The 26,819-nt window shown below is 59.9% G+C and carries 25 protein-coding genes; 17 read left to right on the forward strand and 8 right to left on the reverse strand.

Translation table 11 applies throughout. From position 1 onward, the window contains the following. Positions 1-257 precede the first annotated feature (257 nt). The gene (locus tag E4O98_RS15665; RefSeq protein WP_248135692.1) at positions 258-2,333 is read left to right on the forward strand and encodes a TonB-dependent siderophore receptor; all 2,076 of its coding nucleotides are present in this window, start codon (positions 258-260) and stop codon (positions 2,331-2,333) included. 33 nt (positions 2,334-2,366) lie between these two features. Here the strand turns inward: E4O98_RS15665 and E4O98_RS15670 are convergent, their stop codons facing one another. The 3 genes from E4O98_RS15670 to E4O98_RS15680 all read right to left on the reverse strand — a co-directional run bounded on the left by E4O98_RS15670 (position 2,367) and on the right by E4O98_RS15680 (position 6,917). Beyond that, positions 2,367-2,582 (reverse strand): hypothetical protein, encoded by a 216-nt coding sequence (locus E4O98_RS15670; protein WP_248135693.1) that lies wholly within the window; start codon positions 2,580-2,582, stop codon positions 2,367-2,369. Positions 2,583-2,780: 198 nt separating this feature from the next. After that, positions 2,781-3,887 carry an agmatine deiminase gene (gene aguA / locus E4O98_RS15675; RefSeq protein ID WP_248135694.1) on the reverse strand — a complete coding sequence of 369 codons (1,107 nt, stop codon included), beginning with the start codon at positions 3,885-3,887 and terminating at the stop codon, positions 2,781-2,783. Between the two features lie 120 nt (positions 3,888-4,007). Beyond that, positions 4,008-6,917, reverse strand: a complete 2,910-nt coding sequence (locus E4O98_RS15680) for an aminotransferase (RefSeq protein WP_248135695.1) — start codon at positions 6,915-6,917, stop codon at positions 4,008-4,010. A gap of 153 nt (positions 6,918-7,070) precedes the next feature. Here E4O98_RS15680 and rfbB point away from each other — a divergent pair, with 153 nt between their 5' ends. The 7 genes from rfbB to E4O98_RS15715 are packed head-to-tail and all read left to right on the forward strand — an operon-like array spanning position 7,071 to position 14,141. Continuing rightward, a complete protein-coding gene (gene rfbB / locus E4O98_RS15685; RefSeq protein WP_078820047.1) occupies positions 7,071-8,153 on the forward strand; it encodes a dTDP-glucose 4,6-dehydratase in 1,083 nt (360 codons plus the stop codon). Then, positions 8,150-9,025: a glucose-1-phosphate thymidylyltransferase RfbA gene (gene rfbA / locus E4O98_RS15690; RefSeq protein ID WP_005783860.1), complete on the forward strand. Its 876-nt coding sequence runs from the start codon at positions 8,150-8,152 to the stop codon at positions 9,023-9,025. The genes rfbB and rfbA overlap by 4 nt, the downstream gene beginning before the upstream one ends. Beyond that, the gene (gene rfbC / locus E4O98_RS15695) at positions 9,022-9,567 is read left to right on the forward strand and encodes a dTDP-4-dehydrorhamnose 3,5-epimerase (RefSeq protein ID WP_032878390.1); all 546 of its coding nucleotides are present in this window, start codon (positions 9,022-9,024) and stop codon (positions 9,565-9,567) included. The genes rfbA and rfbC overlap by 4 nt, the downstream gene beginning before the upstream one ends. Continuing rightward, positions 9,564-10,433, forward strand: coding sequence for a dTDP-4-dehydrorhamnose reductase (gene rfbD, locus E4O98_RS15700; RefSeq protein ID WP_148853126.1), 870 nt, complete (start codon positions 9,564-9,566; stop codon positions 10,431-10,433). The genes rfbC and rfbD overlap by 4 nt, the downstream gene beginning before the upstream one ends. A gap of 36 nt (positions 10,434-10,469) precedes the next feature. Then, complete coding sequence (locus tag E4O98_RS15705; protein ID WP_078820045.1) at positions 10,470-12,278, forward strand: ATP-binding protein; 1,809 nt, start codon at positions 10,470-10,472, stop codon at positions 12,276-12,278. Next, on the forward strand, positions 12,275-13,660 hold the full coding sequence (locus tag E4O98_RS15710) for a sigma-54 dependent transcriptional regulator (protein ID WP_148853129.1): 1,386 nt from the start codon (positions 12,275-12,277) through the stop codon (positions 13,658-13,660). Before E4O98_RS15705 ends, E4O98_RS15710 begins: the two co-directional genes overlap by 4 nt. A gap of 25 nt (positions 13,661-13,685) precedes the next feature. Further along, on the forward strand, positions 13,686-14,141 hold the full coding sequence (locus E4O98_RS15715; RefSeq protein ID WP_248135696.1) for a thioesterase domain-containing protein: 456 nt from the start codon (positions 13,686-13,688) through the stop codon (positions 14,139-14,141). 128 nt (positions 14,142-14,269) lie between these two features. On the opposite strand, the gene cysQ is transcribed toward E4O98_RS15715, so the two are convergent. Together cysQ and nudE are read right to left on the reverse strand one after the other, a co-directional pair. After that, on the reverse strand, positions 14,270-15,106 hold the full coding sequence (gene cysQ, locus E4O98_RS15720; protein WP_005783847.1) for a 3'(2'),5'-bisphosphate nucleotidase CysQ: 837 nt from the start codon (positions 15,104-15,106) through the stop codon (positions 14,270-14,272). Then, a complete protein-coding gene (gene nudE, locus E4O98_RS15725; RefSeq protein ID WP_005783845.1) occupies positions 15,103-15,669 on the reverse strand; it encodes an ADP compounds hydrolase NudE in 567 nt (188 codons plus the stop codon). The genes cysQ and nudE overlap by 4 nt, the downstream gene beginning before the upstream one ends. An 87-nt stretch (positions 15,670-15,756) precedes the next feature. Here nudE and yrfG point away from each other — a divergent pair, with 87 nt between their 5' ends. Further along, positions 15,757-16,419: a GMP/IMP nucleotidase gene (gene yrfG / locus E4O98_RS15730; protein WP_032878397.1), complete on the forward strand. Its 663-nt coding sequence runs from the start codon at positions 15,757-15,759 to the stop codon at positions 16,417-16,419. A 107-nt stretch (positions 16,420-16,526) separates the two neighbouring features. Here yrfG and lysM read toward each other — a convergent pair whose 3' ends face one another. Further along, entirely contained in the window at positions 16,527-16,967 is a 441-nt protein-coding gene (gene lysM, locus E4O98_RS15735; RefSeq protein WP_032878398.1) for a peptidoglycan-binding protein LysM, read from the reverse strand. Positions 16,968-17,210: 243 nt separating this feature from the next. Here lysM and fdhD point away from each other — a divergent pair, with 243 nt between their 5' ends. From fdhD to E4O98_RS15750, 3 genes are all read left to right on the forward strand, one after another. Next, the gene (gene fdhD, locus E4O98_RS15740; protein WP_005783839.1) at positions 17,211-18,050 is read left to right on the forward strand and encodes a formate dehydrogenase accessory sulfurtransferase FdhD; all 840 of its coding nucleotides are present in this window, start codon (positions 17,211-17,213) and stop codon (positions 18,048-18,050) included. Beyond that, positions 18,047-20,395, forward strand: coding sequence for an FdhF/YdeP family oxidoreductase (locus E4O98_RS15745; protein ID WP_032878400.1), 2,349 nt, complete (start codon positions 18,047-18,049; stop codon positions 20,393-20,395). Before fdhD ends, E4O98_RS15745 begins: the two co-directional genes overlap by 4 nt. Before the next feature lie 258 nt (positions 20,396-20,653). After that, positions 20,654-21,139: a glycine zipper domain-containing protein gene (locus E4O98_RS15750; protein ID WP_005783837.1), complete on the forward strand. Its 486-nt coding sequence runs from the start codon at positions 20,654-20,656 to the stop codon at positions 21,137-21,139. A 67-nt stretch (positions 21,140-21,206) separates the two neighbouring features. On the opposite strand, the gene E4O98_RS15755 is transcribed toward E4O98_RS15750, so the two are convergent. Continuing rightward, complete coding sequence (locus tag E4O98_RS15755) at positions 21,207-21,638, reverse strand: thioesterase family protein (protein WP_032878401.1); 432 nt, start codon at positions 21,636-21,638, stop codon at positions 21,207-21,209. A gap of 12 nt (positions 21,639-21,650) precedes the next feature. Further along, entirely contained in the window at positions 21,651-23,588 is a 1,938-nt protein-coding gene (locus tag E4O98_RS15760; RefSeq protein ID WP_248135697.1) for a RecQ family ATP-dependent DNA helicase, read from the reverse strand. 267 nt (positions 23,589-23,855) lie between these two features. Between E4O98_RS15760 and E4O98_RS15765 the strand changes: the two genes are divergently transcribed. The 5 genes from E4O98_RS15765 (at position 23,856) to E4O98_RS15785 (ending at position 26,808) form a co-directional block, all read left to right on the forward strand. Next, entirely contained in the window at positions 23,856-24,026 is a 171-nt protein-coding gene (locus E4O98_RS15765; RefSeq protein ID WP_003187692.1) for a YhfG family protein, read from the forward strand. After that, entirely contained in the window at positions 24,026-24,625 is a 600-nt protein-coding gene (locus E4O98_RS15770; protein ID WP_078820040.1) for a putative adenosine monophosphate-protein transferase Fic, read from the forward strand. The genes E4O98_RS15765 and E4O98_RS15770 overlap by 1 nt, the downstream gene beginning before the upstream one ends. A 122-nt stretch (positions 24,626-24,747) precedes the next feature. Further along, positions 24,748-25,023 carry a hypothetical protein gene (locus E4O98_RS15775; RefSeq protein WP_032878404.1) on the forward strand — a complete coding sequence of 92 codons (276 nt, stop codon included), beginning with the start codon at positions 24,748-24,750 and terminating at the stop codon, positions 25,021-25,023. Positions 25,024-25,427: 404 nt separating this feature from the next. Further along, positions 25,428-25,784 carry a DUF1493 family protein gene (locus E4O98_RS15780; protein WP_228309229.1) on the forward strand — a complete coding sequence of 119 codons (357 nt, stop codon included), beginning with the start codon at positions 25,428-25,430 and terminating at the stop codon, positions 25,782-25,784. Positions 25,785-25,944: 160 nt separating this feature from the next. Further along, positions 25,945-26,808, forward strand: a complete 864-nt coding sequence (locus E4O98_RS15785) for a DMT family transporter (protein WP_248128496.1) — start codon at positions 25,945-25,947, stop codon at positions 26,806-26,808. The last annotated feature ends 11 nt before the right edge of the window (positions 26,809-26,819 follow it).

A 26,819-nucleotide genomic window follows, 5' to 3' on the forward strand; every position in this document is an offset into this window, starting at 1 on the left:
GCCACAGGCGTTGGGCGCAATCCTATGCGGGCGTTGAACTATGTGTCAATTTCGTGAATCGTCTGTATTTAGGCGATATTCGTCTAAGGGGCGAGCTAAAGCACTACGCTGAAAACGATTGAATGACCTACGGCACCGATAAAAAACACATCAAGTAACAAATCTGCCAGCGACACGACAGGGAATAGATAACACGCGCAAATGCAAAGCATTACCATTCGCGCAAATTTCCTGCCCAACTTGTTGGATACACCCCCATGCCCACCCCTTGCCTGACGCCCATCGCCCTTGGGCTCTCCATGCTGCTGTCTGCCGGTTTTGCCTGCGCGACTACGGTATTGCCCGAGACCTCGATCAATGCCGAAGCGGATGAAGACGACCCACGGGTCAAAGAGACCAACACCGCCACGCGCACCGCGACCTCCGTACGCTATGTGCCCCAGGCGATCGACTCGGTAAAAACCGACAATCTGCGGTCCTACGGCACCAACGACCTGGGCCAGGCGTTAAGCGGTATTCCCAACGTCAGCAGCGGCGCCGACACACGCTTCGACAGCCTGCGCATACGCGGTTTCGACGCCAGCAATGACTTCTATCTGGACGGCATTCGCGACGACAGCCAGTACGTGCGCGACCTGCACAACATCGAGCGTATCGAAGTGCTCAAGGGCCCGGCCGCCGTGCTGTACGGGCGAGGTGGCCAGGGCGGTATCGTCAACCGCGTAAGCAAATTGCCCACGCCGGGCCATAAGTCGAGTATCGAAGCCCAAGGTGGCAGCAACGATTTGCGCAGCCTGTATGCCGACCTGAGCGCTGACCCGAGCGACACCATCAGCCTGCGTCTGAACATGGGCAACCAGGACAACAACAGCTTTCGCGATGGCGTCAGCGGCAACCGCCAGTTGTTTGCGCCGTCGATGAGCTGGCAGCTCACGCCCGACCTGAACTGGCTGGTGCAATACGAATACAGCCGCTACAACCGCACGCCGGACCGTGGCATTCCCGGAGTCAACGGGCGCCCGGCGGATGTGAGCCGCAGCACCACTTATTTCGATCACGGCGACTACATCGACGATAAATCCCAGTCACTGCGCTCCAAGCTCGCCTACGAGCTCAACGCCAACTGGCAACTGCGCCACACCCTCGGTGTGTTCAAGCTCGACAGCGATTTCGACAACACCTACCAGACCGGCTACGACGCGAAAACCAACAGCGTCAGCCGCCAACACTGGCAGCAAGACCTGACCACCCGCAATGTTTTCAACAACCTTGAGCTGGAGGGTGGTTTCGACACATTTGGCCTGGAGCATCGCCTGCTCACCGGTATCGAGCTGGGCAGCCAGCGCCGCGATCCGAAGCTGTACTCGGCTCGGGATGCCAAGACGGTCCCCAGCCTGGACCTCAACCAACCCAATCGCCGCCTGAGCCACACAGGGAGCATGCGACTGTCGAGTTACAACCACACAGAAGTCGAAAGCAGCGCGCTGTACGTGCAGGATCAACTGCGCCTGAACGACCAGTGGCAACTTTTGGGCGGGCTGCGTTACGACCGCTTTGAAGTGGACACCACCAGCAAGGTGCTCAACACCCAGGAGAACGTGAAGAGCCACAGCACCAGCCCGCGCGTCGGCCTGGTGTGGACGCCGCTGGAGCATCATTCGTTCTATGCCTCGTGGAGCAAGACCTTCTCGCCAGCGGGCGGCGGCCTGATCGGTATCACGCCGAACGCCGCCGGGAACGTCAACGACCTTAGCCCGGAGCTGACCAAGCAGAAGGAAATCGGCGTGAAGAGCGACTGGTTCGACGACCGCCTGAGCACCACGCTCGCCGTGTACGAGCTGGAACTCTACAACCGCCGCACCAGCGACCCGCTGGACCGCACCATTACCCTGCTCACCGGCGAGCAACGCTCACGCGGCGTGGAGCTGACGGCTACCGGCAAGATCATCGACAACTGGTACGTACGCGGTGGTGTAGGCCTGCAGGACGCCAAGGTGGAGAAGGACAACAACGGCTTTGAAGGCAAACGTATCAGCGACGTGGCCAAGCGCAATGCCAGCGTGTTCATCACCTGGAAACCGGAAATGGGCTGGTACGCCGAAACCGGTTTGACCCTGGTGGGTGATCGCTACGCCGACAGCCTCAACACCGTGGTACTGCCGGGATACGGGCGCTGGGACGCACTGGCCGGGTTCCGTCAGAAAGAGTGGGACGTGAGAGCGGCGCTGAACAATATTGCCGACAAAAATTACTACGCCTCGGCGACCAGTGCGGCGCAGATTCAACCAGGGGAGCCGCGTAGCCTGGTGGTCACCGGTACCTACAGTTTCTAATATTTCATCTGGCACACTGACTGCAGTGTGCCTTCACTTACTCATCAACTCGCATAACGCCTGCACTTCATCCTCCGTGAACAACCCCACCGGGTAGCGTTCTCTCATCACCCTGCGCAAGTCAGGCACCTGCCTGACCTGGCGCGAGCGGTTTGCCTTCAACCACAGCGCCAACGCATGGATCGCATCGCCGTTGACTCGCAAGGGGTGAAACGTGCGCGTGTTCATCAGGTCGATATCGGCATTCATTTCAGCGCTCTCTCCTGCTGCGTGAGCGGCTAACTTACTCAAGGTTTGTGACAGAACTGCGCAGTCATCGCACAGATTCACTGTGCCGACAGCGATACAAGAGCTATGCCAATGTGCCGTCCGCCTTGGCATTCAGATACAAAAAAGCCCGCGGTTGCGCAGCGCACACGCGCCCTCAAAGCACCGTTACAACTGCACTCAATTTCTGTGCGGTGCGGGCTGCTGTTGGGTCAGGCAATGAATATTGCCTCCCCCCAGTAACAGTTCGCGGCCCGGCACCATCACCACTTCGTGCTGCGGGAACAGGCTCTGCAGGATTTGTTTGGCCTGGTGGTCCAGCGGGTCATCGAAACTCGGCGCGATGATGCCGCCGTTGACGATCAGGAAGTTGACGTAGGACCCGGCCAACCGCACGCTTGGGTTACGTTCCTGGCTGCCGTCCACCGGGTCGACACCGGCGCATTCTTCCTCGGTGGCATACAGCGGTCCCGGGATCGGCATTTTATGCACGATGAACGCACGCCCCTTGGCGTCGGTGCTGTTTTGCAGCACATCCATGGCTGCGTGGCAGCGCGAGTAGTTCGGATCTTGCGGGTCATCGGTCCAGGCCAGCAACACTTCGCCTGGGCGCACATAGCAGCAGAAGTTATCCACATGGCCATCGGTTTCGTCGTTGAACAGGCCATCCGGCAACCAGATGATCTTATCCACCGCGAGGTGATCAGCCAGTACAGCTTCAATGGCCGCACGATCCAGGTGCGGGTTGCGATTACGGTTCAACAGGCACTCTTCGGTGGTGATCAGGGTGCCTTCGCCATCCACATGGATCGAACCCCCTTCAAGCACGAAGCCTTGGGTGCGATAGCGCGGCGCGCGCTCGATCTCGAGGATCTTGCCGCCTACCTGGGAGTCACGGTTCCACGGTGCATACAGGCCGCCGTCAAAACCACCCCAGGCATTGAAATCCCAATTCACGCCCCGCACCTCGCCGTTGTCGTTGATCACGAACGTGGGGCCCGTATCGCGGACCCAGGCATCGTCGGAAGACATTTCCACCAAGCGAATATTGGGTACATCCAGGCGCGCACGGGCGTTCTCGTACTGGCCGGCGGAAACCGCAACGGTCACGGGCTCAAAGCGGGCGATGGCCTTGGCCACAGCCACGTGGGCGGCCTGCGCAGGCTTGCCGCCCAGACGCCAGTTGTCGGGGCGCACGGGCCAGATCATCCAGGTTTGGGTCTGTGGCGCCCATTCGGCAGGCATATGGAAGCCATCGGCGCGAGGTGTACTGTGCAGGGTGGTCATGGCGTTCAAAACTCCGAATGGGGTGACGACCGACTTGATATGGATAAAAATCGGCTTTGGAAGCGCTTAACGATTATAGATCCCGAATATTACACAAAATAGCCGATAACAATCGATCTATCACAGCTGCTCATCCAGTACTTTCGACAACATGTCGACAAAGAAGTCCACGCTTTGCCGGGTGGTCACCATCGGCGGTTTGATCTTGAGAATATTCAGGTAGTCGCCGGTAGGCTGCATGAAAATCCCTAATTCCCGAAGACGATCACATAACAGCGCCGTCTCTTGCGTCGCTGGTTCCAGGGTGTGTCGGTCACGCACCAGTTCCAGGCCCAGATAGAAGCCCGAACCGTGTACCGCTCCGACCAGCGGATGGCGGTCGATCAGCGCTTGCAGCCGAGCCTTGAAATGCCCGCCAACCACCTGGGCGTTTTCCCAGAGTTTCTCTTCTTCCATCACGTCCAGCACCGCCATGCCGATTTGACAACTGACCGGGCTGCCCCCCGATGACGAGAAGAAATACCCTTCGGCCTCCAGCGCCTCGGCAATTTCTCGACGGGTGATCACCGCCCCCAAAGGCTGGCCGTTGCCCATGCCTTTGGCCATGGTGATGATGTCGGGCACCACACCCTGCTCTTCAAAGCCCCAGAAGAAGTGGCCCATGCGGCCGTAACCTACCTGCACCTCATCGGCGATGCACACGCCCCCCTGGGCACGGACCAAGCCATACACCTGCTGTAAATAACCCGGCGGTAGAGAGATGCCCCCGGCATTGCCGTATACCGGCTCACAGATAAATCCGGCCAATTGGCGCTGGCTTGCGGCAATTTTCGCCAGGTTGTGTTCCACGCTTCGCACGTAGTCCGGTGCGCTGTCCGGCCCGCGGAATTCGCCGCGGTAGGTATTGGGTGCTGTCACCGGGTGCACCCAGTCCGGGCGGCTGCTCAATGCCTGGGGGTTATCGGCAATTGATGTGGACACGGCGTCTGCCGCCACTGACCAACCGTGGTACGCCTCCAGCACGCTGAGCATGTCGCGCCCACCGCTGTAGGCCCAGGCCAGGCGAATCGCCAGGTCATTGGCTTCGGTGCCGCTGTTGACCAGGAACACGCGGTCCATGCCCTTGGGCGCCAGCGCCAGCAACCGTTCGGAAAACTCGGCAATCGCAGCATAGTGAAACCGCGAGTTGGTGTTGAGCAGCGACCACTGCCGCGCTGCCACCGCGGCCATGCGCGGGTGACCATGGCCCAGCACGGCTACGTTGTTGAGCATGTCCAGGTAGGATCGGCCCTGCATGTCGATCAGGTGGTTGCGCCAGCCCCGCTCGATACGTGGCGGGTCCACGTAGTAATGCTTCTGGGAGCGGGCGAAGCTGGCATCACGCCGGGCCAGCAGAGCCTGCGGGTCCAGTTCCGGCTCGGCATCGCAGGCCAGCCCCAACAGCGCCGCCGGTGACGGGCACAACGCCTGCCAGGCCGAGGCTCGGGAGGGCGTGCAGAACAGTGGCGGTTCAAGGTCGGCGCTGCATAACTGCACAGTCAACGGCGCGTGAACCTCCCCCATTACTTGCCCTTTCACCACCAACGCTCCAGGCGTGAGTGACGTTTTTAAGCCCCACACACGCAGGCTCAGCCTAGGGTCGTGCAAGCACAGCAAGCCATCGGCGCCTTCACGCAGCGTGCCTGCAAAGGGGGCTTGCAGCACGCTGCCGTGGGGCAGGTGCAGTTCGACATGGAGGGGGAAGGTCTGCGGCTCTACCGCGCTGTCGGCACAGGTACGCGACAAGCGGTATTGCCCATACCGGCTGGCCGCCAGCCCATGTACTGCCGCTGCTTCAGCCAGCAACCGCCGATCTATTCCCGGGGTTTCCCAATTACCGGCCTCCCAATGCGGGCTGAGTACGCCCAGGTCGATCAGCGCGAACTCGCGGCCCACCAGGCCGGGCAACAAGGGTGCAAAGTCATGGCTGGCAACCGGTGGCAACGTCTCGCCAACGCCAGTGAGAATCGCCGCTTGCATCAGCGCAAACGGCACCGCCGTCGCAACATGGAAAATTTCCCACTCGTGCTCAGCGTTTTTCTTTAAATACGTGTTATCCGGGTCCAGGCGTTGCTGCTGTTCACTGCTGAGCACCAGCACCGCCGCGCGTGCGACGATCAGCGGCCACAACACCTCCAACTCTTCGCGCTGTAACGGCATCACCGCGTGACAGGCCTGGATTGCCGGCAGAATCGCAAACGGGTCACCGTGGGCGTGGTGCAACAGGGACGCGCAGGTTACCGACAGGTCAGCAATCCGCCAGGTGTGCACCAGATCGCCGAAATCAATCACGCCGTGGATACGCCAGCGCCGCTGGGCATCACGCTGGCACACCACATTGTCATCGGTGATGTCCAGATGTACCGCTTGCCACGGCAGGCGTGGTGCCAACGGTTGGACATACGCCTCGACCTGCGTGGCTACGTGCTCCAATACGGCGCGTTGCGGCAGGTCAGGCAAGGTTGCCAGCAGATGATTGATCAACGCCTGCGCATGGCGCGGATCCCATTGCAGGGTGCGCGCAAGGCCCGGATGCTCGAAACCTTGCAGCGCGAGGCTCATCTGTGCGCACAGCTCACCGAAGCCTGCGATCACATCGCGGCCCAGGTGCGGTAAATGCGTGAGGGGCTGGCCGTCGATGTACTCCAGTAGCCGCAGGTGCAGGGTGTGCCCGTCCACGTCTACCGTCAGCAGCTCATTACCATCCAACGCTTGAATCACCTTGGGCACGCGCAGATGGTCATGTGCTTGCAGACTATTGAGGGCCGCGTGTTGGGCCTCGAGTTCAACGGCGGCGTAGTCACCGCGGCAGATTTTGAGAACAAAACGGCCCTGGGCGTTGTCAATCTTGTAGTTGAGGTCTTGTTGACTGCCCAACGCTTGCAGCACACCGCTCATCCCATAATGCCGCTCGAGCAGGCTTGCCGCCTGGTCGGGGCTTACTTGTGGGCAAGGTAAACTGGCGCGGTGGGTCAATGTGGCTAACGACATTGTGACGACCTTTGTTTTTTCAGACGTCTATATCGCCATTGTTCCGGGTCACAAGGCAACCCCCAGTAAACGCCGGACTTGCACCACCCGGCCCACACAACTCAAGCTATGCTTCATTCGCTTAATGTCCATCTAAGGAAAGGGCCCTCCGATATGCGCATTCTCGTTACTGGCGGCGCTGGCTTTATCGGCTCAGCCCTGATCCGCTATTTGATTCAAGATACCGAACATGAAGTGCTCAATCTGGACAAGCTCACCTATGCCGGCAACCTTGAATCGCTGACCAGCATCGCGTCCAACAGCCGCTATGAGTTTGTCCAGGCCGATATCATCGACCAGGCCGCCGTCAGCGCCGTACTCGCACGCTTTGAACCTGATGCGATCATGCACTTGGCGGCCGAGTCCCACGTTGACCGCTCCATTGACGGTCCGTCGGATTTTATCCAGACCAACATCGTTGGCACCTACAGCCTGCTGGAAGCCACACGGGCTTACTGGCAGAAGCTGGCAGAACCGGCCAAAAGCGCGTTCCGCTTCCACCACATTTCCACTGACGAAGTGTATGGCGACCTGCACGGCGTAGACGACCTCTTCACCGAAACCACGCCTTACGCGCCCAGCTCTCCCTACTCCGCGAGCAAGGCGGCATCCGACCACCTGGTACGCGCCTGGCAGCGTACATACGGCCTGCCGATACTGCTGACCAATTGCTCGAACAACTACGGGCCATTCCACTTCCCCGAAAAATTGATCCCGCTGGTTATTCTCAACGCCTTGGCGGGCAAGCCACTGCCTGTCTACGGCGACGGTTTGCAGGTACGTGACTGGCTGTTCGTCGAGGATCATGCCCGTGCACTGCTCAAAGTGGTCACCACTGGGGTGGTGGGCGAGACCTACAACATCGGTGGTCATAACGAGCAGAAGAACATCGACGTGGTACGTGGCATTTGCGGCCTGCTGGAAGAGCTGGCGCCGCAGCGCCCTGCCGGCGTGGCAAAATTCACTGACCTGATCACCTTCGTCAAGGATCGCCCTGGCCACGACCAGCGCTACGCCATCGACGCCAGCAAGATCGAACGCGAACTGGGCTGGGTCCCGGAAGAAACCTTTGAGACAGGACTGCGCAAAACCGTGCAGTGGTACCTCGATAACCTGGAATGGTGCCGCAGGGTCCAGGACGGTAGTTATCAGGGCGAACGATTGGGCAACACCGACTTGAAGGATCTAATCGCATGATGAAGGGCATCGTATTGGCTGGCGGCTCCGGCACCCGCTTGCACCCCATTACTCTGGGAGTGTCCAAACAGCTGTTGCCGGTGTACGACAAACCCATGATCTACTACCCGATATCCGTGCTGATGCTTGCCGGGATCAAGGACATCCTGGTGATCTCCACGCCGGTAGACTTGCCACAGTACCGAAACCTGCTGGGAGATGGCAGCCAGTTTGGCGTGCATTTCACCTATGCCGAACAGCCGTCTCCAGACGGGTTGGCTCAAGCATTTATCATTGGCGAAGAGTTCATCGGTGATGACGCCGTGTGCCTGATTCTGGGGGACAACATCTTCCACGGCCAACATTTTAGTGATCAATTACGCACTGCAGCCGAGCGTTCATCGGGCGCTACGGTATTCGGCTACTGGGTAAAAGACCCGGAGCGCTTCGGTGTGATTGATTTCGATAAAGAGGGCCGCGCCCTGTCCATCGAAGAAAAACCGGCGAAGCCCAAGTCACCCTATGCCGTCACCGGCCTGTATTTCTACGATAACGACGTGATCAAGATCGCCAAGGCCGTCAAGCCTTCGCCGCGCGGCGAGTTGGAAATCACCGACGTCAACAACGCCTATCTTCAGCGCGGCGACCTGCATGTAGAACGCTTCGGTCGCGGCTTTGCCTGGCTCGACACCGGCACCCATGACAGCCTGCTGGAGGCCTCGACTTACGTGCAGACCATCGAGCACCGCCAGGGCTTGAAAGTGGCTTGCCTGGAAGAGATCGCCTACGAAAACGGCTGGATCGACCGCGACTATCTGCTGGAACGCGCCAAATACTTCGGCAAGACCGGCTATGGCCAGTACCTGTATTCCCTCGCCGGAGAGACCCAGTGAACGTAGTTGAAACCACACTACCCGGCGTGCTGATCCTTGAGCCAAAGGTATTCGGTGACGAGCGCGGTTTCTTCTACGAAAGCTTCAACGCCCGCGCTTTTGAAGCAGCTACCGGGCTCAAGCGTGATTTTGTGCAGGATAACCACTCGCGCTCGCAAAAAGGCGTACTGCGGGGCTTGCACTATCAGCTTGAGCACACTCAAGGCAAGCTGGTGCGTGTCACTCACGGCGAAGTGCTGGATGTAGCCGTCGACATCCGTCGCAGCTCCCCAAACTTCGGACACTGGGTAGGTGTACGCCTGTCGGCACAGAACCATCGTCAATTGTGGGTGCCGGAAGGTTTTGCGCATGGTTTCGTGGTGTTGAGCGACCACGCAGAGTTCCTGTACAAAACCACCGATTACTACCAGCCAAGCGCCGAGCGCAGCATTCTCTGGAATGACCCAACGCTGGCTATCGACTGGGAGCTGGTCGAGCCGCCGCAATTGTCTGCCAAAGACCAGGTCGGAAAACTGCTGATGGAAGCCGACCTGTTCCCATGAAAATATTAATCACCGGCCAACACGGCCAAGTCTCCTTGGAGCTGCAACAGCGGCTCCAGGGTCTTGGCGAACTCGTCATCCTGGGCCGCGACCAGCTTGACCTGGCCGACGCTGACCTCATCCGCCAACAGGTACGCGCCCACCGCCCTGGCCTGATCATCAACGCGGCAGCTCACACGGCCGTGGATCTGGCCGAGAGCGAACCGGACGCAGCCTTTGCGATCAACGCCATCGCCCCCGGCATCCTCGCCGAGGAAGCCAAGGCACTGGGCATCCCGCTGATTCATTACTCGACCGACTACGTGTTCGATGGCAGCAAACCTGCCCCTTACATCGAAAGCGACACACCCAACCCTTTGGGTGTCTATGGTCAGAGCAAACTGGCGGGTGAACAGGCGATTGCTGCCGTGGGTGGCGAACACCTGATCTTGCGCACCAGTTGGGTGTATTCGAGCCATGGCAAGAATTTCCTGCTGACCATGCAGCGCCTGCTGCAGGAAAAACCGCAGATGCGCATCGTCGCCGACCAGATCGGTGCGCCGACCTGGGCCGGGACCATCGCCAGCAGCACCCGCGCGCTGATTCAGCAGTGGCAGGCTGGCAAGGCCGGGGACTGGGGGGTTTACCACCTCACCGCACAAGGTGAGACCTCGTGGTTCGGCTTTGCCCAAGCCATTGGCGAGCAATTGCGGATCGAAGGCAAAGCCTGCGCCGAACTGGAGCCGATCCCTTCCAGTGCCTACCCCACCCCCGCCAAGCGCCCGCTGAACTCGCGCCTGGATTGCTCGCGTCTGCAACAGCAATGGCACGTCAGCCAGCCCCATTGGCAAGATGCATTGCACGAGTGTCTTGCCAAGCAGCACTAGGCATAATGCGCCTGTACCCACAGGCGCACACTCCCCATGACTCCACCCCTTCCGCGAAGACCCCGCTGGCGCAGCCTCGCCCTGCTGGCATTGTGCTTGGCACCGCTGCTGTGGCCGCTGGAGCATTTGGCCGAGCGCTACTACCGCAGCGAATTGGCCGGGCAAAACCGCCAGACTCTCGACCTGTATGTCGCCAACCTGTTGGGCACCCTGCACCGCTATGAAGTGTTGCCGCAAATCCTCGGCGATTTGCCGGCCCTGCGCATCGCCCTGGACGCACCTCACGTCAGTACCAACCTGGCCAATGCCAACCTGCTGCTCAAGGATGTCGCCGCCCAGGCGGGCGTGGAAGTGATGTACCTGATGGACACCACCGGCAAGACCCTTGCCGCTTCCAACTGGGACAAGCAAGACAGCTTCGTCGGGCGCAATTTCGCCTTTCGCCCCTATTTCAGCGAAGCCATGGCCGGGCGCCTGGGTCGGTTTTTCGGCCTGGGCACCACCTCAGCCAAGCGCGGCTACTTCTTCGCCGCCGCGGTGCGTGACGGCGACACCATCATCGGCGTGCTGGTGGTCAAGGTCGACCTTGATCACACCGAAAGCCTGTGGGGCAATACCCCGGAACAACTGCTGGTCACCGACCATAACGGCGTGGTGATCCTCACCTCGCGCCCGCAATGGCGTTTCCGCGCCACGCGGCCACTGACCGCCGAAGAGCGCCAGGCCATCATCGCCATACAGCCCTACCCCACCCGTGACCCACAGCCGCTGAGCCTGAGCAGCAGCGCCTGGCTGCGCCAATCCACGGCCATCGCCGAAACCGGCTGGAATGTGGAAATCCTGGCGCCACGCTCGCTGATCAACCGTCCGGTGCGCACGGTTGTCGCCGTGGGCGGTGCCACGTTGTTGGTGCTGATGCTGTTGCTGGGATTGTTGATGCAGCGCCGTCGGCACTACCTGGAACGCATCGCCTTCGAAGCCAAGGCCCGCCGTGAGCTGGAAATGCGCGTGGCCGAGCGTACCAGCGACCTGGAGGGCCTGAACCGGCGCCTGAAACAGGAAGTGTTGGAGCGCGAACACGCCCAGCAGGAACTGGTGCGCGCCCAGGACGACCTGGTCCAGGCCGGTAAACTCTCCGCCTTGGGCACCATGTCGGCGAGTATCAGCCATGAGCTGAACCAACCGTTGGCGGCGATTCGCAGCTATGCAGAAAACGCCGAAATCCTCCTCGACCATGAGCGCACCAGCGATGCCCGCGGCAACCTCAAACTGATCAGCGAGCTGACCGGGCGCATGGCCTCGATCATCGCCCATTTGCGTGCATTCGCTCGCCGTGATCGTCACGCACCGGAGAGCGTAGCCTTGCAACCGGCCCTGGATGACGCCCTGGCGTTGCTGGCCAAGCGGCGGCGCTCGATGGAAGTGGAATTGATCCGCGACCTGCCGGAAGCAACCCTATGGGTGCAGGCCGGCGAAACCCGTCTGCGCCAGGTACTGGGTAACTTGCTGGCCAACGCCCTGGACGCCCTCACTGAAAAAGGCCCGCCGCGCAAACTCTGGCTGAGTGCCGAAACCACGCCCCAGGGCGTCAACCTGTACATTCGCGACAACGGCCCAGGCTTTTGCATGGAAGCCCTGGGCCGCGCCAGCGAGCCGTTCTACACCACCAAGACGCGCACCCAGGGCCTGGGCTTGGGCCTGGCAATCTGCGACACCCTGATGCGCGCCTTTGGTGGCGAACTGCTGTTCGCCAACCACAAGGAAGGCGGCGCGCTGTTAACCTTGAAATTGCGTGCCGGCTCGCCGGGCGTCAGTCTGCAACCGTCCGAGGACCGCAGTGTATGAGCATCGACAACCAGATTCAGGTGGTGTTGATCGACGACGATCCACACCTGCGTCAAGCCCTGTGCCAAACCCTGGACCTGGCCGGACTCAAAGTCCTGCCCCTGGGCGAAGCCACCGGCCTCACCGCACGCCTGTCCCGCGACTGGCCTGGCGTGGTGGTCAGCGACATCCGTATGCCCGGGATGGACGGCCTGGAGCTGCTGGCCGAACTGCATGGCCAGGACCCGGACCTGCCGGTGCTGCTGATCACCGGCCACGGCGACGTACCGTTGGCGGTGCAGGCGATGCGTGCCGGCGCGTATGACTTCCTCGAAAAACCCTTCGCCAGCGACGCACTGCTCGACAGCGTGCGCCGCGCCCTGGCCTTGCGTCGCCTGGTGCTGGACAACCGCAGCCTGCGCCTGGCCCTCAGCGATCGTCAGCAACTGAGCACGCGCCTGGTGGGGCACTCCCCGCAAATGTTGCGCCTGCGCGAGCAGATTGGCGCCTTGGCCGCGACCAAGGCCGATGTGCTGATCCTGGGCGAAACCGGTGCTGGCAAAGAAGTCGTCGCCCGCGCCCTGCATGATCTTTCAAGCCGCCGCAGTGGCCCATTTGTGGCGATCAACGCCGGGGCGCTGGCCGAATCGGTGGTAGAAAGCGAACTGTTCGGCCATGAGCCGGGGGCGTTCACCGGCGCGCAGAAACGCCGCATCGGCAAGTTCGAGTTCGCCAATGGCGGCACGCTGTTTCTCGATGAAATCGAAAGCATGAGCCTGGATGTGCAGGTCAAGTTGCTGCGCCTGTTGCAGGAGCGCGTGGTGGAGCGCTTGGGCGGCAATCAGCTGATTCCGCTGGATATCCGCATTATCGCCGCCACCAAGGAAGACCTGCGCCAAGCCGCTGACCAGGGCCGTTTCCGTGCCGACTTGTATTACCGCCTCAACGTCGCACCGCTACGCATCCCGCCTCTGCGCGAGCGCGGTGAAGATGCATTGATGCTGTTCCAGCACTTCGCCGACGAGGCCAGCAGCCGCCACGGCCTGCCCCTGCATGAGCTGCAACCGGGCCAACGCGCGCTGTTATTGCGCCATAGCTGGCCGGGCAATGTGCGGGAACTGCAAAACGCCGCTGAGCGTTTCGCCCTGGGCCTGGAGTTGGCGCTCGATAGCGCCCAGGACAATCCCGCCGCCGGCGTGCTGACGTCCACGCCCGGTGGCTTGAGCGAGCAAGTCGAGCAGTTCGAAAAAAGCTTGATCGCCGCCGAACTCACCCGCCCTCACAGCTCCGTGCGCAGCCTCGCCGAAGCGTTGGGCGTGCCGCGCAAGACCTTGCACGACAAGTTGCGCAAACACGGTCTGAACTTCGCCGACAGCACCAGCCAAAGCGCCGACGACGAATGAATCCGCCTACCACCAAGAGACCGCTATGAGCCGCAACAGCCGTTACCTGGAAGCCGTCCTTCACCACGACATTCCCCTCACCCGGGAGATGGGTCTCAAGGTGCTCGACTGGCGACACGACCAACTGCAGCTGCACCTGCCCTTGCAAGCCAATATCAACCACAAAAGCACCATGTTCGGTGGCAGCCTCTACTGTGGCGCCGTACTGGCAGGCTGGGGTTGGCTGCACCTGAAGCTGCGCGAAGCGGGGATAGAAGACGGTCATATCGTGATTCAGGAAGGGCAGATCAGCTATCCGCTGCCGGTGACGCAGGATGCAACGGCGATTTGCACGGCGCCGGAAGAAAAAGTGTGGAAGCGTTTCCTGGCGACGTACAAGCGTTATGGACGGGCGCGGTTGGCGCTGCAGACATGGATTGTGAATGAAGGCAGTGAGGAGCGTGCAGTGGCCTTTACCGGCCAGTACGTCCTGCACCGCTAGCAGCCATTACATAAAATAAAAGTGGGAGCTGGCTTGCCTGCGATAGCGGTGGATCAGCCAATACCTGTATGACTGACACTCCGTCATCGCGGGCAAGCGATGCTCCCACATTTTGCTCTGCAGTGATCTTAAGATCTGGCCAGGGTCAACAGGCGCTCACGCCATGCGGCCTTGGCTGGCAGCGCCAGAAAGAACGGGTTCAATAGCGATTCCCGCGCCGGGTAGCTGAACGGCTGACCATTCAACTCCAACACTTCACCTCCCGCGCCTTCCAGTACGCCCTGTGCCGCAGCGGTATCCCACTGTGAGGTCGGTGCCAGGCGCGGATAGCAGTCAGCACTGCCTTCGGCCAGCAGGCAAAACTTCAACGAGCTGCCGATATTCGCCAGCTTCAGCGCGCCCAAACCTTCGCTCAAGCCATCCAGCAGGCGTTCCTGCTCAGGGCTGGTATGCCGACGACTAGCGACCACAGTAAAGGCTTCGCCCACGGCCGGGGTCTGGCGTACCTGGATCTGCTTGGGTGCGGCCTTCACATCTGAACGCCATGCCCCAAGGCCCGCGCCTCCGAAGTAGCAACGGCCAGTGGTCGGCATCGACACTACGCCGAACACCACGCGGCCCTGTTCGATCAAGGCAATATTGACAGTGAATTCTTCGCTGCCGGAAATGAATTCCTTGGTGCCATCCAATGGGTCCACCAGCCACCAGCGCTGCCACTGGGCACGCACGCTCAGATCGATATCGGCGTCTTCTTCGGAGAGTACCGGAATACTCGGATCGAGCGCGGTCAGGCCCGCGAGAATCAGATGGTGAGCGGCCAGATCGGCAGCCGTCACCGGCGAATCATCCGCTTTGGAGGTCACGGCTACATTGGCGCGCCAGTAGGGCAGGATAGCTTCGCCGGCCTGGCGGGCCAGCTCAATCACGGGGGCGATAAACGGGTGGCCTAAAAACAGTTCGCTCATGCGTTGAACGCTCCACGCTGGGTCAACAGATCGCGTACCAGGTACAGCGCGGCAAGCGCTCGGCCCTCGCTGAATTGCTCGTTTTGCGCAAGCGCCGAAAGCTCCCGCAGGTTGACCCTGTCCACGCGCATCGGCTCAGGCTCATCGCCCTCCAGGCGCTCTTCGTAAAGGTCGGTGGCCAGTACTACCTGAATTTTCTGGCTCATATAGCCCGGCGATAACGACAGCTCGGTGATGTGCTCCAACTGCCGTGCGCCATAGCCAGCTTCTTCCTTGAGCTCGCGGTCCGCCGCCGCCAGCACGTCCTCGCCGGGCTCGATCAAACCTTTGGGCAAGGACAATTCATATTCGTCAGTGCCACCGCAGTATTCTTCGACCAGCAATGCATGATCCTCGTCGATCATCGCCACAATCATCACCGCGCCGTAGCCCGCGCCGCGCCCCACCAGGCGCTCGTAGGTCCGTTCAACGCCATTGGAAAAGCGCAACTGCACTTCCTCCACGCGGAACAAACGGCTACTGGCGACTATTTCGCGGGCGAGGACGGTGGGTTTCTGGCGCATAAGCGGCTCCTTGGCGTGATCGGGTTACTATACCGTGGCTTTTCCGATTGTCTGTGTCGGATATCTTTACTTACATGAGAACGCACCATGCCCTCTTTGCCCTGGCACGCCATCGACACCGTCCTGCTGGACATGGACGGCACCCTGCTCGACCTGCATTACGACAACCATTTCTGGATGGAACACCTGCCCCACCGCTACGCCGAACTGCACGGCGTGAGCCGGGCCATGGCCGAAATGGAGTTGCAGCCGTTGTTTGAGCGTAACGCCGGACAGTTGCAATGGTATTGCCTGGATTTCTGGAGCACTGAACTGGCGATCCCGGTGCGCGAACTCAAGTTGGAAACCGCCCACCTGATCGCCCTGCGCCCGGATGCCGATACTTTTCTGAAGGCGATCAAACAGGCCGGCAAGCGCGTGATCATGATCACCAACGCTCATCGTGATTCGCTGTCATTGAAGTTGGAACGCATTGAACTGGCGCCGTATTTCGAGCGATTGATCAGCTCCCATGACTACGGTTTTCCCAAGGAAAACCCACAGTTCTGGGAAGCGTTGCAAGCCGATATCCACTTTGACCCGGCCCGTAGTCTGTTTATCGATGACACCTTGCCGATCCTGCGCAGTGCCCGGGATTTCGGCGTGGGGCATTTGCTGGCAGTCAAAGAGCCTGATAGCAAGAAAGGCCCGAAGGACACCGCAGAGTTTGCGGCAGTAGAGGATTACCGCGATCTCATTGTCGGGCTCTGAACCCATGTGGGAGGGGGCTTGCTCCCGATGGCGGTGTATCAGCCAAGTATCAGGTGCTGAACCACCGCCATCGGGAGCAAGCCCCCTCCCACGTTTTGTCCTGCGTATTACTCAGGGATACGCAGTGTCTGGCCTGGATAGATTTTGTCCGGGTGCGACAGCAGCGGCTTGTTAGCCTGGAAAATCTTGTCGTACTTATTCGCGTCGCCATAAACCGTTTTAGAGATTGCGCTGAGAGTGTCACCGCTTTTCACAACAACAAAGCGTGAAGCCACGACTACTGGACCAGTTACAGTGATCTGGTCGTCTACGCTTGCCACGCCAGCAATGTTACCCAGCGCCAAAAGGATCTTTTCTTTCTCTTCCTGGCTCGCCACTTCACCAGTCACAGTGACCTTGTCGCCATCCACCGTGGTCTGCACGTTTGGATTACCCAGGCCCACCTTGCTCACATGCTCCTTCAGCTGCTCACTCGCATTCGCATTACCCGGCGTCAACAGGTCAACAATCTTTTCGCCGGCTTCTTTGATAAAGCTAAAAATACTCATGGTGCGCTCTCCTTGGGATTTAATTTCCAGATGCCCAAGACTAGACCAGTCCAGCAGACTTGGGTTCCAAACCGGCTAAAGACTCAAAAGTATCCAGATCCGCCGTCCCTGGAATAAGCCCCCGGCGAAATGGGCGGGAACCTTGATCGACGCCATCTATCAATACATCAATACTGGCAATTAGACGCGACCCTTTGTCGCGCCTAGTCTGAACACTGATCAATCCGTCGGTGGTACTGCCCCATGAACGCCAAGCGCCCAACCTGCGCGGCGCCCGCCCTTGAAACGCCCGCGCCCGCCGCCAGCCAGAGCTACCAATACTGCAATCTTGAACACACTGAAGTCGGCAGCACTGCGTTGGCCGAAGAGGTGGCGTTGGCCATTGCCTATAACGATATCAGTCAGGCTGTCATGTTGGTCACACCGACTGATCTTGAGGATTTTATCGTCGGCTTCAGCCTCGGCAGCGGCATTATTGCCGACGTTAGCGATATTTATGATCTCAAAATCAGCGGCGCGGGCTCCGCTCAGTATGCTCAGGTACAGATTTCCAGCCGGGCCTTCTGGAACCTCAAGCAGCAGCGCCGCCAATTGGCGGGCACCAGCGGCTGCGGCCTGTGCGGTGTAGAAGCGGTTGAGCAGGCCCTGCCCGACCTTCAAGTGCTGCCCGGCGCGCCCTTGCCGCCAGCGCAATGGCTCGACGGCCTGCGCCAGCGCATCAGTGCGTTCCAACCGTTGGGCCAGTACAGCGGAGCAGTGCACGCGGCGGTGTTTATGAACGATCAAGGCGAATTGCTGTTGGGCCGTGAAGACATCGGCCGGCATAACGCCTTGGATAAATTGATCGGCGCGTTGATCCGCCAAAAGATTCCGACCGACGGAGGCCTGGCGATTGTTACCAGCCGCTGCAGCCTTGAATTGATCCAGAAAGTCTTGCGTGCAGGCATCCAGACCCTGGTCAGCCTGTCGTCGCCCACCGGCCTGGCCTTGCAATGGGCACGCCGGCACAACCTCAATCTCATCCACCTGCCGCAGAAAAGCGCGCCACGGGTCTACAGCCCAGCGATGGAGCACCAGCCATGAGCCTTCACCACCAAGCCGACCAAACCCCAACTCCGCGCTACAAGCCTTATAAAGGCCCGGCCGGCGGCTGGGGCGCCCTGATCAGCGTGGCACAAGCCTGGCTGACCAGCGATAACGCGCTTAAAAACCTGCGCATGATGCTCAAGACCAACCAGAACGGCGGCTTCGACTGCCCGGGCTGCGCCTGGGGCGACTCGCCGGAAAGCGGCATGGTCAAGTTCTGCGAAAACGGCGCCAAGGCGGTCAACTGGGAAGCCACCAAGCGCCGCGTCGATGCAGCCTTCTTCGCCAAGCACAGCGTCACGGCATTGCTGGAGCAAAGCGACTATTGGCTGGAATACCAGGGCCGCCTGACCGAGCCGATGCGCTATGACGCACAAACCGACCGCTACACCCCCATCAGCTGGGATGCGGCATTTGACCTGGTCGGCAAGCACCTCAACGCCTTGCCCAGCCCGAACATGGCAGAGTTCTACACCTCGGGTCGCGCCAGCAACGAAGCCGCCTACCTGTATCAGTTGTTTGTGCGCGCCTACGGCACCAACAATTTCCCGGACTGCTCGAACATGTGCCACGAAGCCAGCGGCGTAGCCCTGGCGCAGAGTGTGGGCGTGGGCAAAGGCACCGTGACCTTTGACGACTTCGAACATGCCGACGCTATTTTCGTCTGGGGCCAGAACCCCGGCACCAACCACCCGCGCATGCTTGAACCGTTGCGCGAAGCGGTGAAACGCGGCGCCCAGGTGGTGTGCATCAACCCCCTGAAAGAGCGCGGCCTGGAGCGCTTCCAGCACCCGCAACATCCGCTCGAAATGCTCACTAACGGCGACAAGCCGACCAACACTGCCTACTTCCGCCCGGCCCTGGGCGGTGACATGGCGATCCTGCGCGGCATGGCCAAGTTCCTGCTGCTGTGGGAACGCCAAGCGCTGGCCGAAGGCAAGGAAGCGGTATTCGACCATGACTTTCTCAATGAACACACCGCCAACGTACTGGAGTATCTGGGCCAGATCGACGACACCTCATGGGAAGAAATCGTCGAGCAATCCGGCCTGACCCTGGTCGAGATCGAGCAAGCGGCGCGCATGTACGCCAAAGGCAAGAACGTGATCATGTGCTGGGCAATGGGGATTACCCAGCACCGTCACTCGGTGCCGACCATCCAGGAAATCGCCAACCTGATGCTACTGCGTGGCAATATCGGCCGCCCTGGTGCCGGCCTGTGCCCCGTGCGCGGTCACAGCAACGTGCAGGGCGATCGAACCATGGGCATCAACGAGCGCCCACCGGTGGCGTTCCTTGACGCGCTGGAGCGTCGTTTCCAGTTTCAGGTGCCGCGAGATAACGGTCACAACGTGGTGGAAGCGATTCACGCCATGCTCGAAGGCCGCTCCAAGGTGTTTATCGGCCTGGGCGGCAACTTCGCCCAAGCCACACCAGACAGCCCGCGTACCTTCGAAGCCCTGCGCAATTGCGACCTCACCGTGCAAATCAGCACCAAGCTCAACCGCAGCCACCTGATGCACGGTAAAGACGCACTGATCCTGCCGTGCCTGGGCCGTACTGATATCGACATCCAGGCCGACGGCCCGCAAGCGGTGACGGTGGAAGACTCGTTCAGCATGGTCCATGGCTCCAATGGCCAGCTGCAGCCGCTGTCGGCGCTGATGAAATCCGAGCCCGCGATCCTGGCCGGAATTGCCGCCGCCACCCTGGGCAGCACACCGGTGGACTGGAACTGGCTGGTAGCCGACTACGGGCGCATCCGCGACCTGATCGCCGACACCATCCCGGGCTTCAAGGATTTCAACGAACGCATCAAGCACCCAGGTGGTTTTTACCTTGGCAACTCGGCCGGTGCACGTCGCTGGAACACGCCGTCGGGCCGCGCCAATTTCCGCCCTAACATCCTGCCCAAAGACCTGATCCACGAACGCACCCACGCCACGGGCCGGGTACCAGACCTGATCATGCAGTCGATGCGCTCCCACGATCAGTACAACACCACTATTTACGGCCTGGACGACCGTTACCGTGGCGTCAAGGGCCAGCGTGACGTGCTGTTCGTCAACGAAGCCGACATCATCCGCCTGGGCTTCAAGCCAGGGCAGAAGGCCGACATTGTGTCGCTGTGGGAGGACGGCCGTGAGCGCCGGGTGAAGGGCTTTACCTTACTGGCGTTTGATATACCGGCCGGACAGGCGGCGGCGTACTACCCGGAAGTGAACCCACTGGTGCCGTTGGAAAGCACTGGCGACGGCAGCCATACGCCAACGTCGAAGTTCGTCGCGATTCGTCTGGAGGCGGCGAGTGATACTGGGTTGATCATGGCGCGCTCGGCCTGACCCGGGATCTTTGTTGTTTGAACGACCGCTTTCGAGGCCCGCACAATCTCTACATATTCTACGGGCACAAAAAAGGCCGCTTTTGCATAAAAGCGGCCGTTCCGAAGTAACTAAAGACCTGTAAAAACAACTTAAGTTCCCCATACAAAACAGCAACTTAGCAAATTGTATACAACCTCTGCCGCCGGTCGGATTTCGATTGTCAGCGGCTCGATACAACCTCAGGATCGCGCCGTCATCCCCTTGAGGTTTCCCTGAATGAAGTTCTCCTCGATTCTCTTGTTGTCCCTTGGCCTGGTCAGTGGCGCAGCCATGGCCGGTGGCACCACCGAAGCCGGTGTAGGCGGCGCATTGGGCGGGGTTCTAGGTTCTGTTGTCGGCCAGCAGCTGGGCGGCAATACCGGTTCGACCATCGGCGCGGCCCTGGGCGGCGCGGGTGGTAGTGCGGTCGGCGCCGACAAGCGCAGCCGTGGCGAAGCCGCCATTGGCGGCGCACTGGGCGCAGCTGGCGGCAACGTCGTGGGCCGCAGTGTCGGCGGCAGTACCGGCGCACTGATCGGCTCGGCGGCCGGCGGTGGCGCGGGCGGTGCACTGGGCAACTACATGGGTAACGAAAGTGACCGCGACGACCGCCGTTATCGCGACCGCGACCGTGACGACCGTCGCTACTACCGCGATGGCCATCCAGGCCGTGGTCATGCCTATGGGCATCGCAAGAACAAGCACCACTACCGTCATCGGTAAGCTCTGAAGAGCACCTCAGTACTAATGTGGGAGGAGCAAGCCCCCTCCCACATGGGGTGCCGCAAGGTCAGACCACCAGTCGCTGCAACGCCTCGCGCAACATCCCCGGTATCGGCACAGGCTGGTTCGAGGCCCGATCCACAAACACATGCACAAAGCGCCCCGCCGCACAGGCTTCTTCTTCGCCTGCCTTGAACACCGCCAGCTCATACTGCACCGAACTGTTGCCCAACTTGCCCACTCGCAGGCCGATTTCAATGCGCTCGGGAAAGGCAATCGACGCAAAATAATCGCACGCCGAACTCACCACGAATCCCACCACCTCACCGTCGTGAATATCCAGCCCGCCCTGTTCGATCAGGTAGGTATTCACCGCCGTATCGAAAAAGCTGTAGTAGGTGACGTTGTTCACATGGCCGTAGGCATCGTTGTCGTGCCAACGCGTGGTGATCGGCTGGAAGTAGCGGTAATCGGCGCGCAGGGGCGTTGAGTCAGGCATCGGCAAGTCTCTTCAGAGTAGGTCTAATTGAGCGCGGGCCCATTCGCGCACTTCGGCGTAGGGGTAGTCCTCCAGCGCGGCGAAACCGGGAATGCCCCGCGCCTTCAACTTGGTAAACAACGGCACGCTGATACCGCCAAGAAACCGCGTCAGCCGCTCGGCACTGGGTAGCTCGCCAGTGTGCTCATGATGCCTGTGGATAAAATCGCCGCACAGCCCCATGAAGCTTTTATCCACAAGCGGCGGCAGGCTTGGCGGAGGCGGCAGATACGCGACATGGCCGTGGCACACCGAACAATGTCCACAACGCTGGGGAGCGTTTTCATCACCAAAGTACTGCGCCAAGCGCTGCCCCAGGCAGTGCTCGGTGGCGAACAGGTCGAGCATGGCGTGAATCCGCGCCACCTCCGTCACCTCGTGTTGCTTGAAGCCTGTGTATAACTCAGCGCTCAAGGTTTGTGGTTCGAAATCGGTGTCGAGCAAACTGTAGACCTCGGTCATCTGTTTGCTTTCCAGCTCGATCAGGCCCTGCTCCTGGAAGTAATCCAGCGCCTTTACCACCCGGCTGCGCTCGGCATTGTGCTGTTGATACAGCGCGTCGAAATCCACCGTTGCCCAGGTTTTCGCACGCTTGCACACCTGGATGATCACCGCGACGAACTGCTGCCGCTCGCCGGAAAAACGTGCGAGCAAAGCGTCGGGCTCGACCAGGTACTTGAAACGGTATTCGGCATAAAACGCGTAGCGCGGCGCGATCACACCCTTGAGTTCCAACTGCACCAGCAGCGTCTTGAGTGGCAGCTCGCGAATATTGCTGTGATCGGACAACGACCTGAGCAGGAACTCCCACTGCCCTTCACTGCGTGCGGCCTGCAACTCCTCGAGGACACGGCCAATGCCCTCTTGCTCCGGCGTGTCGCCGTAGACGAAATTTTCCAGCACATTGAGGCTGTCGCGATTGGCCAACACCAGGCAATCCGACGGCTGCCCGTCACGCCCTGCACGGCCGATTTCCTGGCTGTAGTTCTCGATAGACTTTGGCAGGTCGAAGTGCACCACATTGCGGATATCGCTTTTATCGATGCCCATGCCGAACGCGATCGTCGCGACAATGCAATTGGAGCGCCCACCCATGAACCGCTGCTGGATGCCCTCGCGTTTATCGTGGGGCAGCCCCGCGTGGTAAGCCTCGGCCTGAATGCCGTGGCGGTTCAGATGCTCGGCAATCTGCTCGGCGGTTTTTTGCAAAGTGACATAGACGATGCTCGGTTGGTTGGCCCGCTCCTGCATCCATTCAACCAACCTGCGGCGCTTGTGCTGACCGCAGACCGGTTCCACCAGCAGGTTGAGGTTGGGCCGATAGAAGCCGGTGGTCACCACATCCCCGGGGGCAATCGCGAACTTGGCCTGCATGTCGGCGATTACCTTGGGCGTCGCCGTGGCCGTCAGCAGCAACGCTTGTGGGATATTGAACTGGCGCTGGTAGTCCGGCAGCTTCAAGTAATCCGGGCGGAAGTTATGGCCCCATTCGGAGATACAGTGCGCTTCATCCACCACCAGCAGCGAAATCTGCACGCTGTGCAGGAAGTTACGAAAGCGCTCGTTCTTCAAGCGCTCCACCGAAATCATAAGGATTTTCAACTCGCCCGAACGCGCACGGGCCATCACATCGTTGGCCTCATCACGGCTCTGGGCCGAATCGATACTGCCCGCCGAAATGCCATGGCGCTGCAGGAACCCCAATTGATCCTGCATCAACGCCAACAAGGGTGAGACCACCAACGTCAGGTGCGGCAGCAACACAGCCGACAGCTGGTAGCACAAAGATTTACCCGACCCCGTAGGGAAAATTGCTGCTGCCGAACGCCCGGCCAGGACGGCGCTGACCGTCTCTTCCTGGCCCAGGCGAAACTGTGGATAACCAAAGACCTGCTGGAGGGTGTCGTGCATAAGGCTGTCACTCCATTGACCGCTGAACGTGGCTTAAAAACGTAGCCCAGTAAGTTCGGCGAATCGAGAAAGGTCGCAAGGAAATAAGAGACAGGATGATACACAGGCAGGGGATGGCCCAGGGCCGACGGGGAATATTGCGAAAACTCACATTGAATTAAGATCTTCGGCGGGATTTTGATACAGGTTACGACTTGGTTTTTATACTGCCTTCCCCCTGAAGCATTGCGCTACAATCACAGCCTTGCTACCCAGGAGTACGCTGCAATGAGCGAACTGACGTTTGAGCAAAAGCAGGATCACTATCACAAGATCCGCCGTTCCAATTACCTGGCCAGCCTGCGCCTGGAAGGGTTCGATACCCAACCGACCGATGTCGACAAGCCCCTGCCGACCCGCGAAGCCGTCCTGGCCAAATACCGCAATACCTCACGCTGATGCTCGACAAATACGGGGTGGGCCAGGACCCGTACTGCTACCCCGGTAGCAGCGTCCTGCGCAACCGCCTCGATTTGCTCGATGAACACCGCCTGCACGAGGCAGAGCGGGAGTTATCCGAGATTGCAGTAGGCAACCTTCCGCTCTTTCCGCCGCCCTACGACCTTGATCGTCTGCAACACATCCACCGCGTCCTGTTCGGTGACATCTACGATTGGGCCGGTGAACTGCGCAGCGTCAACATCCAGAAAGGTGAGACGCTATTCTGCACCCCGGAGCGCATCCCGCCGGAAGCGGCGAAGATCAGTCGGCATATGCAGGAAGCCAATTGGTATACCGGCGCGTCCCAGGCCGATCTCGTTCACCACATCGCTGAAGCTTATGGCGATCTGAATGTCATCCATCCCTTCCGTGAAGGCAATGGACGGGCTCAGCGGATCCTGTTTGAACAGATCATCGTGAATGCGGGATTTTCGGTGAATTGGTGGCTGGTGAAACACGCGGCATGGATACCCGCGAATATTGATGCGGTGGCGTGTGACTATCGAGGACTGGAGGCGATTTTTGAGCGGTGTATCAGTAAGCCTCCCAGAGCCTGATCGAACCGCGAACGACTAAACCATATGTTTATTGCTCGAGAACAACCTCACTTCTAAGGTTCAGCTCGTCGCTGCCAATTCAGCGACCGGGTTTGGTCACCCGAAAAACAGCAGAGACAAACGTGCCAGCTCCTCTGGCGTATTTCTTTGAATCTGTATTGGAACACTGTGATGACATCCAATCCGCCGCCCACCAGCGTATCCGCGCCGCCAGCGATTTAGTGGAAACCTTCTCTTGCCTGACCTTCGAACACGCCGACCTCAAAGACATTTCTCACATCATCAATGCGCTGTACCTGCTCGTTCAGGACGGCTGTGATTTGCTCGAAGCTACTCAACACGTGCAAATGCGACCAGCGGCCGACCAACCAACACAAAGCGATCCGCTACACAGCTAAACGTGTGGGAGCTGGCTTGCCTGCGATGGCGGCGTATCGGGCTATATTTTTTAAACCTGACGCACCGCCATCGCGGGCAAGCCCGGCTCCCACTTTTTGCCAGTTCAGCCTGCCAAATCGGTATCAAGCCGTAAACCCAGGAAACCACTGTAAGAAACCACCAAATGGCGCGACGTCCGCTTCCCAAACTGCTTCAAACAATCGCTCGCCCTCTACGGAAATACCTTTCGCCTGAGCGAAACTAGCGCCCTCTCCAAGCTCTGTCGGCATAAATTTGTGAACATCGAAAGGACTCAATATGTCGGTCACTATGGCATCACTTTCACGGTAATTCGACTCACCGTGATGCCAAACAATCGACAAGAGCTAAAAGGCCCCCTCACCCACTCCTACGCACCCCCACCATGAACCTGGCCCCCCACTTCCCCGAAGACCCCGTCATGCAGCAGCTCCTGCAATTGCTGCATGAAGAAATCGGCTTGCCGAAACACAAGACCATTAGCCTGCAAACCTCGCTCAACTTCGACCTTGCTTGCGATGGCGTTGAGGCCAAGCAATTCATGGAGGCGCTGGAACAGGATTTTGGGGTCGACCTAAGCGACTACGACGCTTATCGTTACTTTCAGCCGCCGATGTTCGACGTATTCTTGAAGCGGCGCGCCAAAGGCCGTGGCGACAAAATACCGCTGACCATCGGTATGCTCTACCTGGCGATCAAGACCCAAAGGTGGGACACGCAGACCTTGGAAAACCTGAGCTGATCCCAAGAGCACTGAGATCCAAATGTGGGAGGGGGCTTGCCCCCGATTGCGGTGGGTCAGCTATAGATAAGCTGACTGATTCACCGCCATCGGGAGCAAGCCCCCTCCCACATTGGTTCTGCGTTAATCTGGCGAGCGGTATGCATAACAAGGACCTTACATGGACGTACTAATGGGCCTGCTGGCCGCCCTGCTCTGGGGTGGCACGGACTTTCTCGTGGGCCTCAATGCCCGCGCCGTTGGCGTTAAACGCGCGGTGTATTTTGGCCAAGCCCTTGGCTTTCTGATCATGACTCTGCTGCTGGTCATTTTCCCGGCCTTCCTGTTCAAATCCCTCGATGCGCCGTTGAGCGTCTGGCTCCTGGGCATCGCAGCGGCCCTGCTGACCGTCTCTGGAGCCCTCGCGCTGTCCAAGGCTTTCGCCCTGGGCAAAGCCGCCATCGTCGCGCCATTGGTCACGTCCTATGGCGTGGTGACCACCCTGCTGTCCTGGGCCAGCGGTGAGCACATCAGCCTGATACAACTGGGCTGCATCGCCCTGTGCGTGATCGGCGTGGTCCTGTCCAGCATCCACAAGGACAACGGCACGCCCCACAACAACCCACGCCTGTCCATCGCCTACGCCATGCTCGCAGCAACGCTGTACGGCACCAGTTTCTGGCTGCAAGGTCGCTACACACTACCGGCACTGGGGCCGATCACCATGTTGTGGTTGGGGTACCTGGTGGGCCTGTGCGTGCTGGTGGTGATGGTGCTTAAGATCAAGGACGGTCTGAAGATCCCACCACTGAAAAATTGCGCGACGTTGACCGGTGCGAGCCTGATGAACCTCGGCGGGTTCTCGGCGTTTTCGTGGGGGGCGATGGCCGGCTCGGTTTCGGTGGTGACCGTGATCAGTACGCTGTCAGGCGGTATCGCGGCGATCCTGGGGTTTGTGTTTTTCAAGGAGCGCTTGTCGGCAGTACAGGTGCTCGGGGTTGTGCTGGTGCTGGTCGGCGCGGTGCTGCTGCACATCGCCCACTAACCCTGCGCGCA

Origin of the sequence: Pseudomonas sp. W2Jun17, assembly GCF_023127795.1 — a bacterium.
In the GTDB taxonomy this organism is placed as follows: domain Bacteria; phylum Pseudomonadota; class Gammaproteobacteria; order Pseudomonadales; family Pseudomonadaceae; genus Aquipseudomonas; species Aquipseudomonas synxantha_A.

Bases quoted from the DNA above. Each gene is read 5' to 3' on its own strand.
- aguA (WP_248135694.1), bottom strand. From the start codon at position 3,887: ATGACCACCCTGCACAGTACACCTCGCGCCGATGGCTTCCATATGCCT.
- rfbB (WP_078820047.1), top strand. From the start codon at position 7,071: ATGCGCATTCTCGTTACTGGCGGCGCTGGCTTTATCGGCTCAGCCCTG.
- E4O98_RS15760 (WP_248135697.1), bottom strand. From the start codon at position 23,588: ATGCACGACACCCTCCAGCAGGTCTTTGGTTATCCACAGTTTCGCCTG.
- E4O98_RS15750 (WP_005783837.1), top strand. From the start codon at position 20,654: ATGAAGTTCTCCTCGATTCTCTTGTTGTCCCTTGGCCTGGTCAGTGGC.
- E4O98_RS15770 (WP_078820040.1), top strand. From the start codon at position 24,026: ATGCTCGACAAATACGGGGTGGGCCAGGACCCGTACTGCTACCCCGGT.
- E4O98_RS15785 (WP_248128496.1), top strand. From the start codon at position 25,945: ATGGACGTACTAATGGGCCTGCTGGCCGCCCTGCTCTGGGGTGGCACG.
- E4O98_RS15665 (WP_248135692.1), top strand. From the start codon at position 258: ATGCCCACCCCTTGCCTGACGCCCATCGCCCTTGGGCTCTCCATGCTG.
- E4O98_RS15745 (WP_032878400.1), top strand. From the start codon at position 18,047: ATGAGCCTTCACCACCAAGCCGACCAAACCCCAACTCCGCGCTACAAG.
- E4O98_RS15715 (WP_248135696.1), top strand. From the start codon at position 13,686: ATGAGCCGCAACAGCCGTTACCTGGAAGCCGTCCTTCACCACGACATT.
- lysM (WP_032878398.1), bottom strand. From the start codon at position 16,967: ATGAGTATTTTTAGCTTTATCAAAGAAGCCGGCGAAAAGATTGTTGAC.
- E4O98_RS15705 (WP_078820045.1), top strand. From the start codon at position 10,470: ATGACTCCACCCCTTCCGCGAAGACCCCGCTGGCGCAGCCTCGCCCTG.
- E4O98_RS15670 (WP_248135693.1), bottom strand. From the start codon at position 2,582: ATGAATGCCGATATCGACCTGATGAACACGCGCACGTTTCACCCCTTG.
- cysQ (WP_005783847.1), bottom strand. From the start codon at position 15,106: ATGAGCGAACTGTTTTTAGGCCACCCGTTTATCGCCCCCGTGATTGAG.
- rfbA (WP_005783860.1), top strand. From the start codon at position 8,150: ATGATGAAGGGCATCGTATTGGCTGGCGGCTCCGGCACCCGCTTGCAC.
- yrfG (WP_032878397.1), top strand. From the start codon at position 15,757: ATGCCCTCTTTGCCCTGGCACGCCATCGACACCGTCCTGCTGGACATG.
- E4O98_RS15780 (WP_228309229.1), top strand. From the start codon at position 25,428: ATGAACCTGGCCCCCCACTTCCCCGAAGACCCCGTCATGCAGCAGCTC.
- nudE (WP_005783845.1), bottom strand. From the start codon at position 15,669: ATGCGCCAGAAACCCACCGTCCTCGCCCGCGAAATAGTCGCCAGTAGC.
- E4O98_RS15755 (WP_032878401.1), bottom strand. From the start codon at position 21,638: ATGCCTGACTCAACGCCCCTGCGCGCCGATTACCGCTACTTCCAGCCG.
- fdhD (WP_005783839.1), top strand. From the start codon at position 17,211: ATGAACGCCAAGCGCCCAACCTGCGCGGCGCCCGCCCTTGAAACGCCC.
- E4O98_RS15680 (WP_248135695.1), bottom strand. From the start codon at position 6,917: ATGTCGTTAGCCACATTGACCCACCGCGCCAGTTTACCTTGCCCACAA.
- E4O98_RS15710 (WP_148853129.1), top strand. From the start codon at position 12,275: ATGAGCATCGACAACCAGATTCAGGTGGTGTTGATCGACGACGATCCA.
- E4O98_RS15765 (WP_003187692.1), top strand. From the start codon at position 23,856: ATGAGCGAACTGACGTTTGAGCAAAAGCAGGATCACTATCACAAGATC.
- rfbD (WP_148853126.1), top strand. From the start codon at position 9,564: ATGAAAATATTAATCACCGGCCAACACGGCCAAGTCTCCTTGGAGCTG.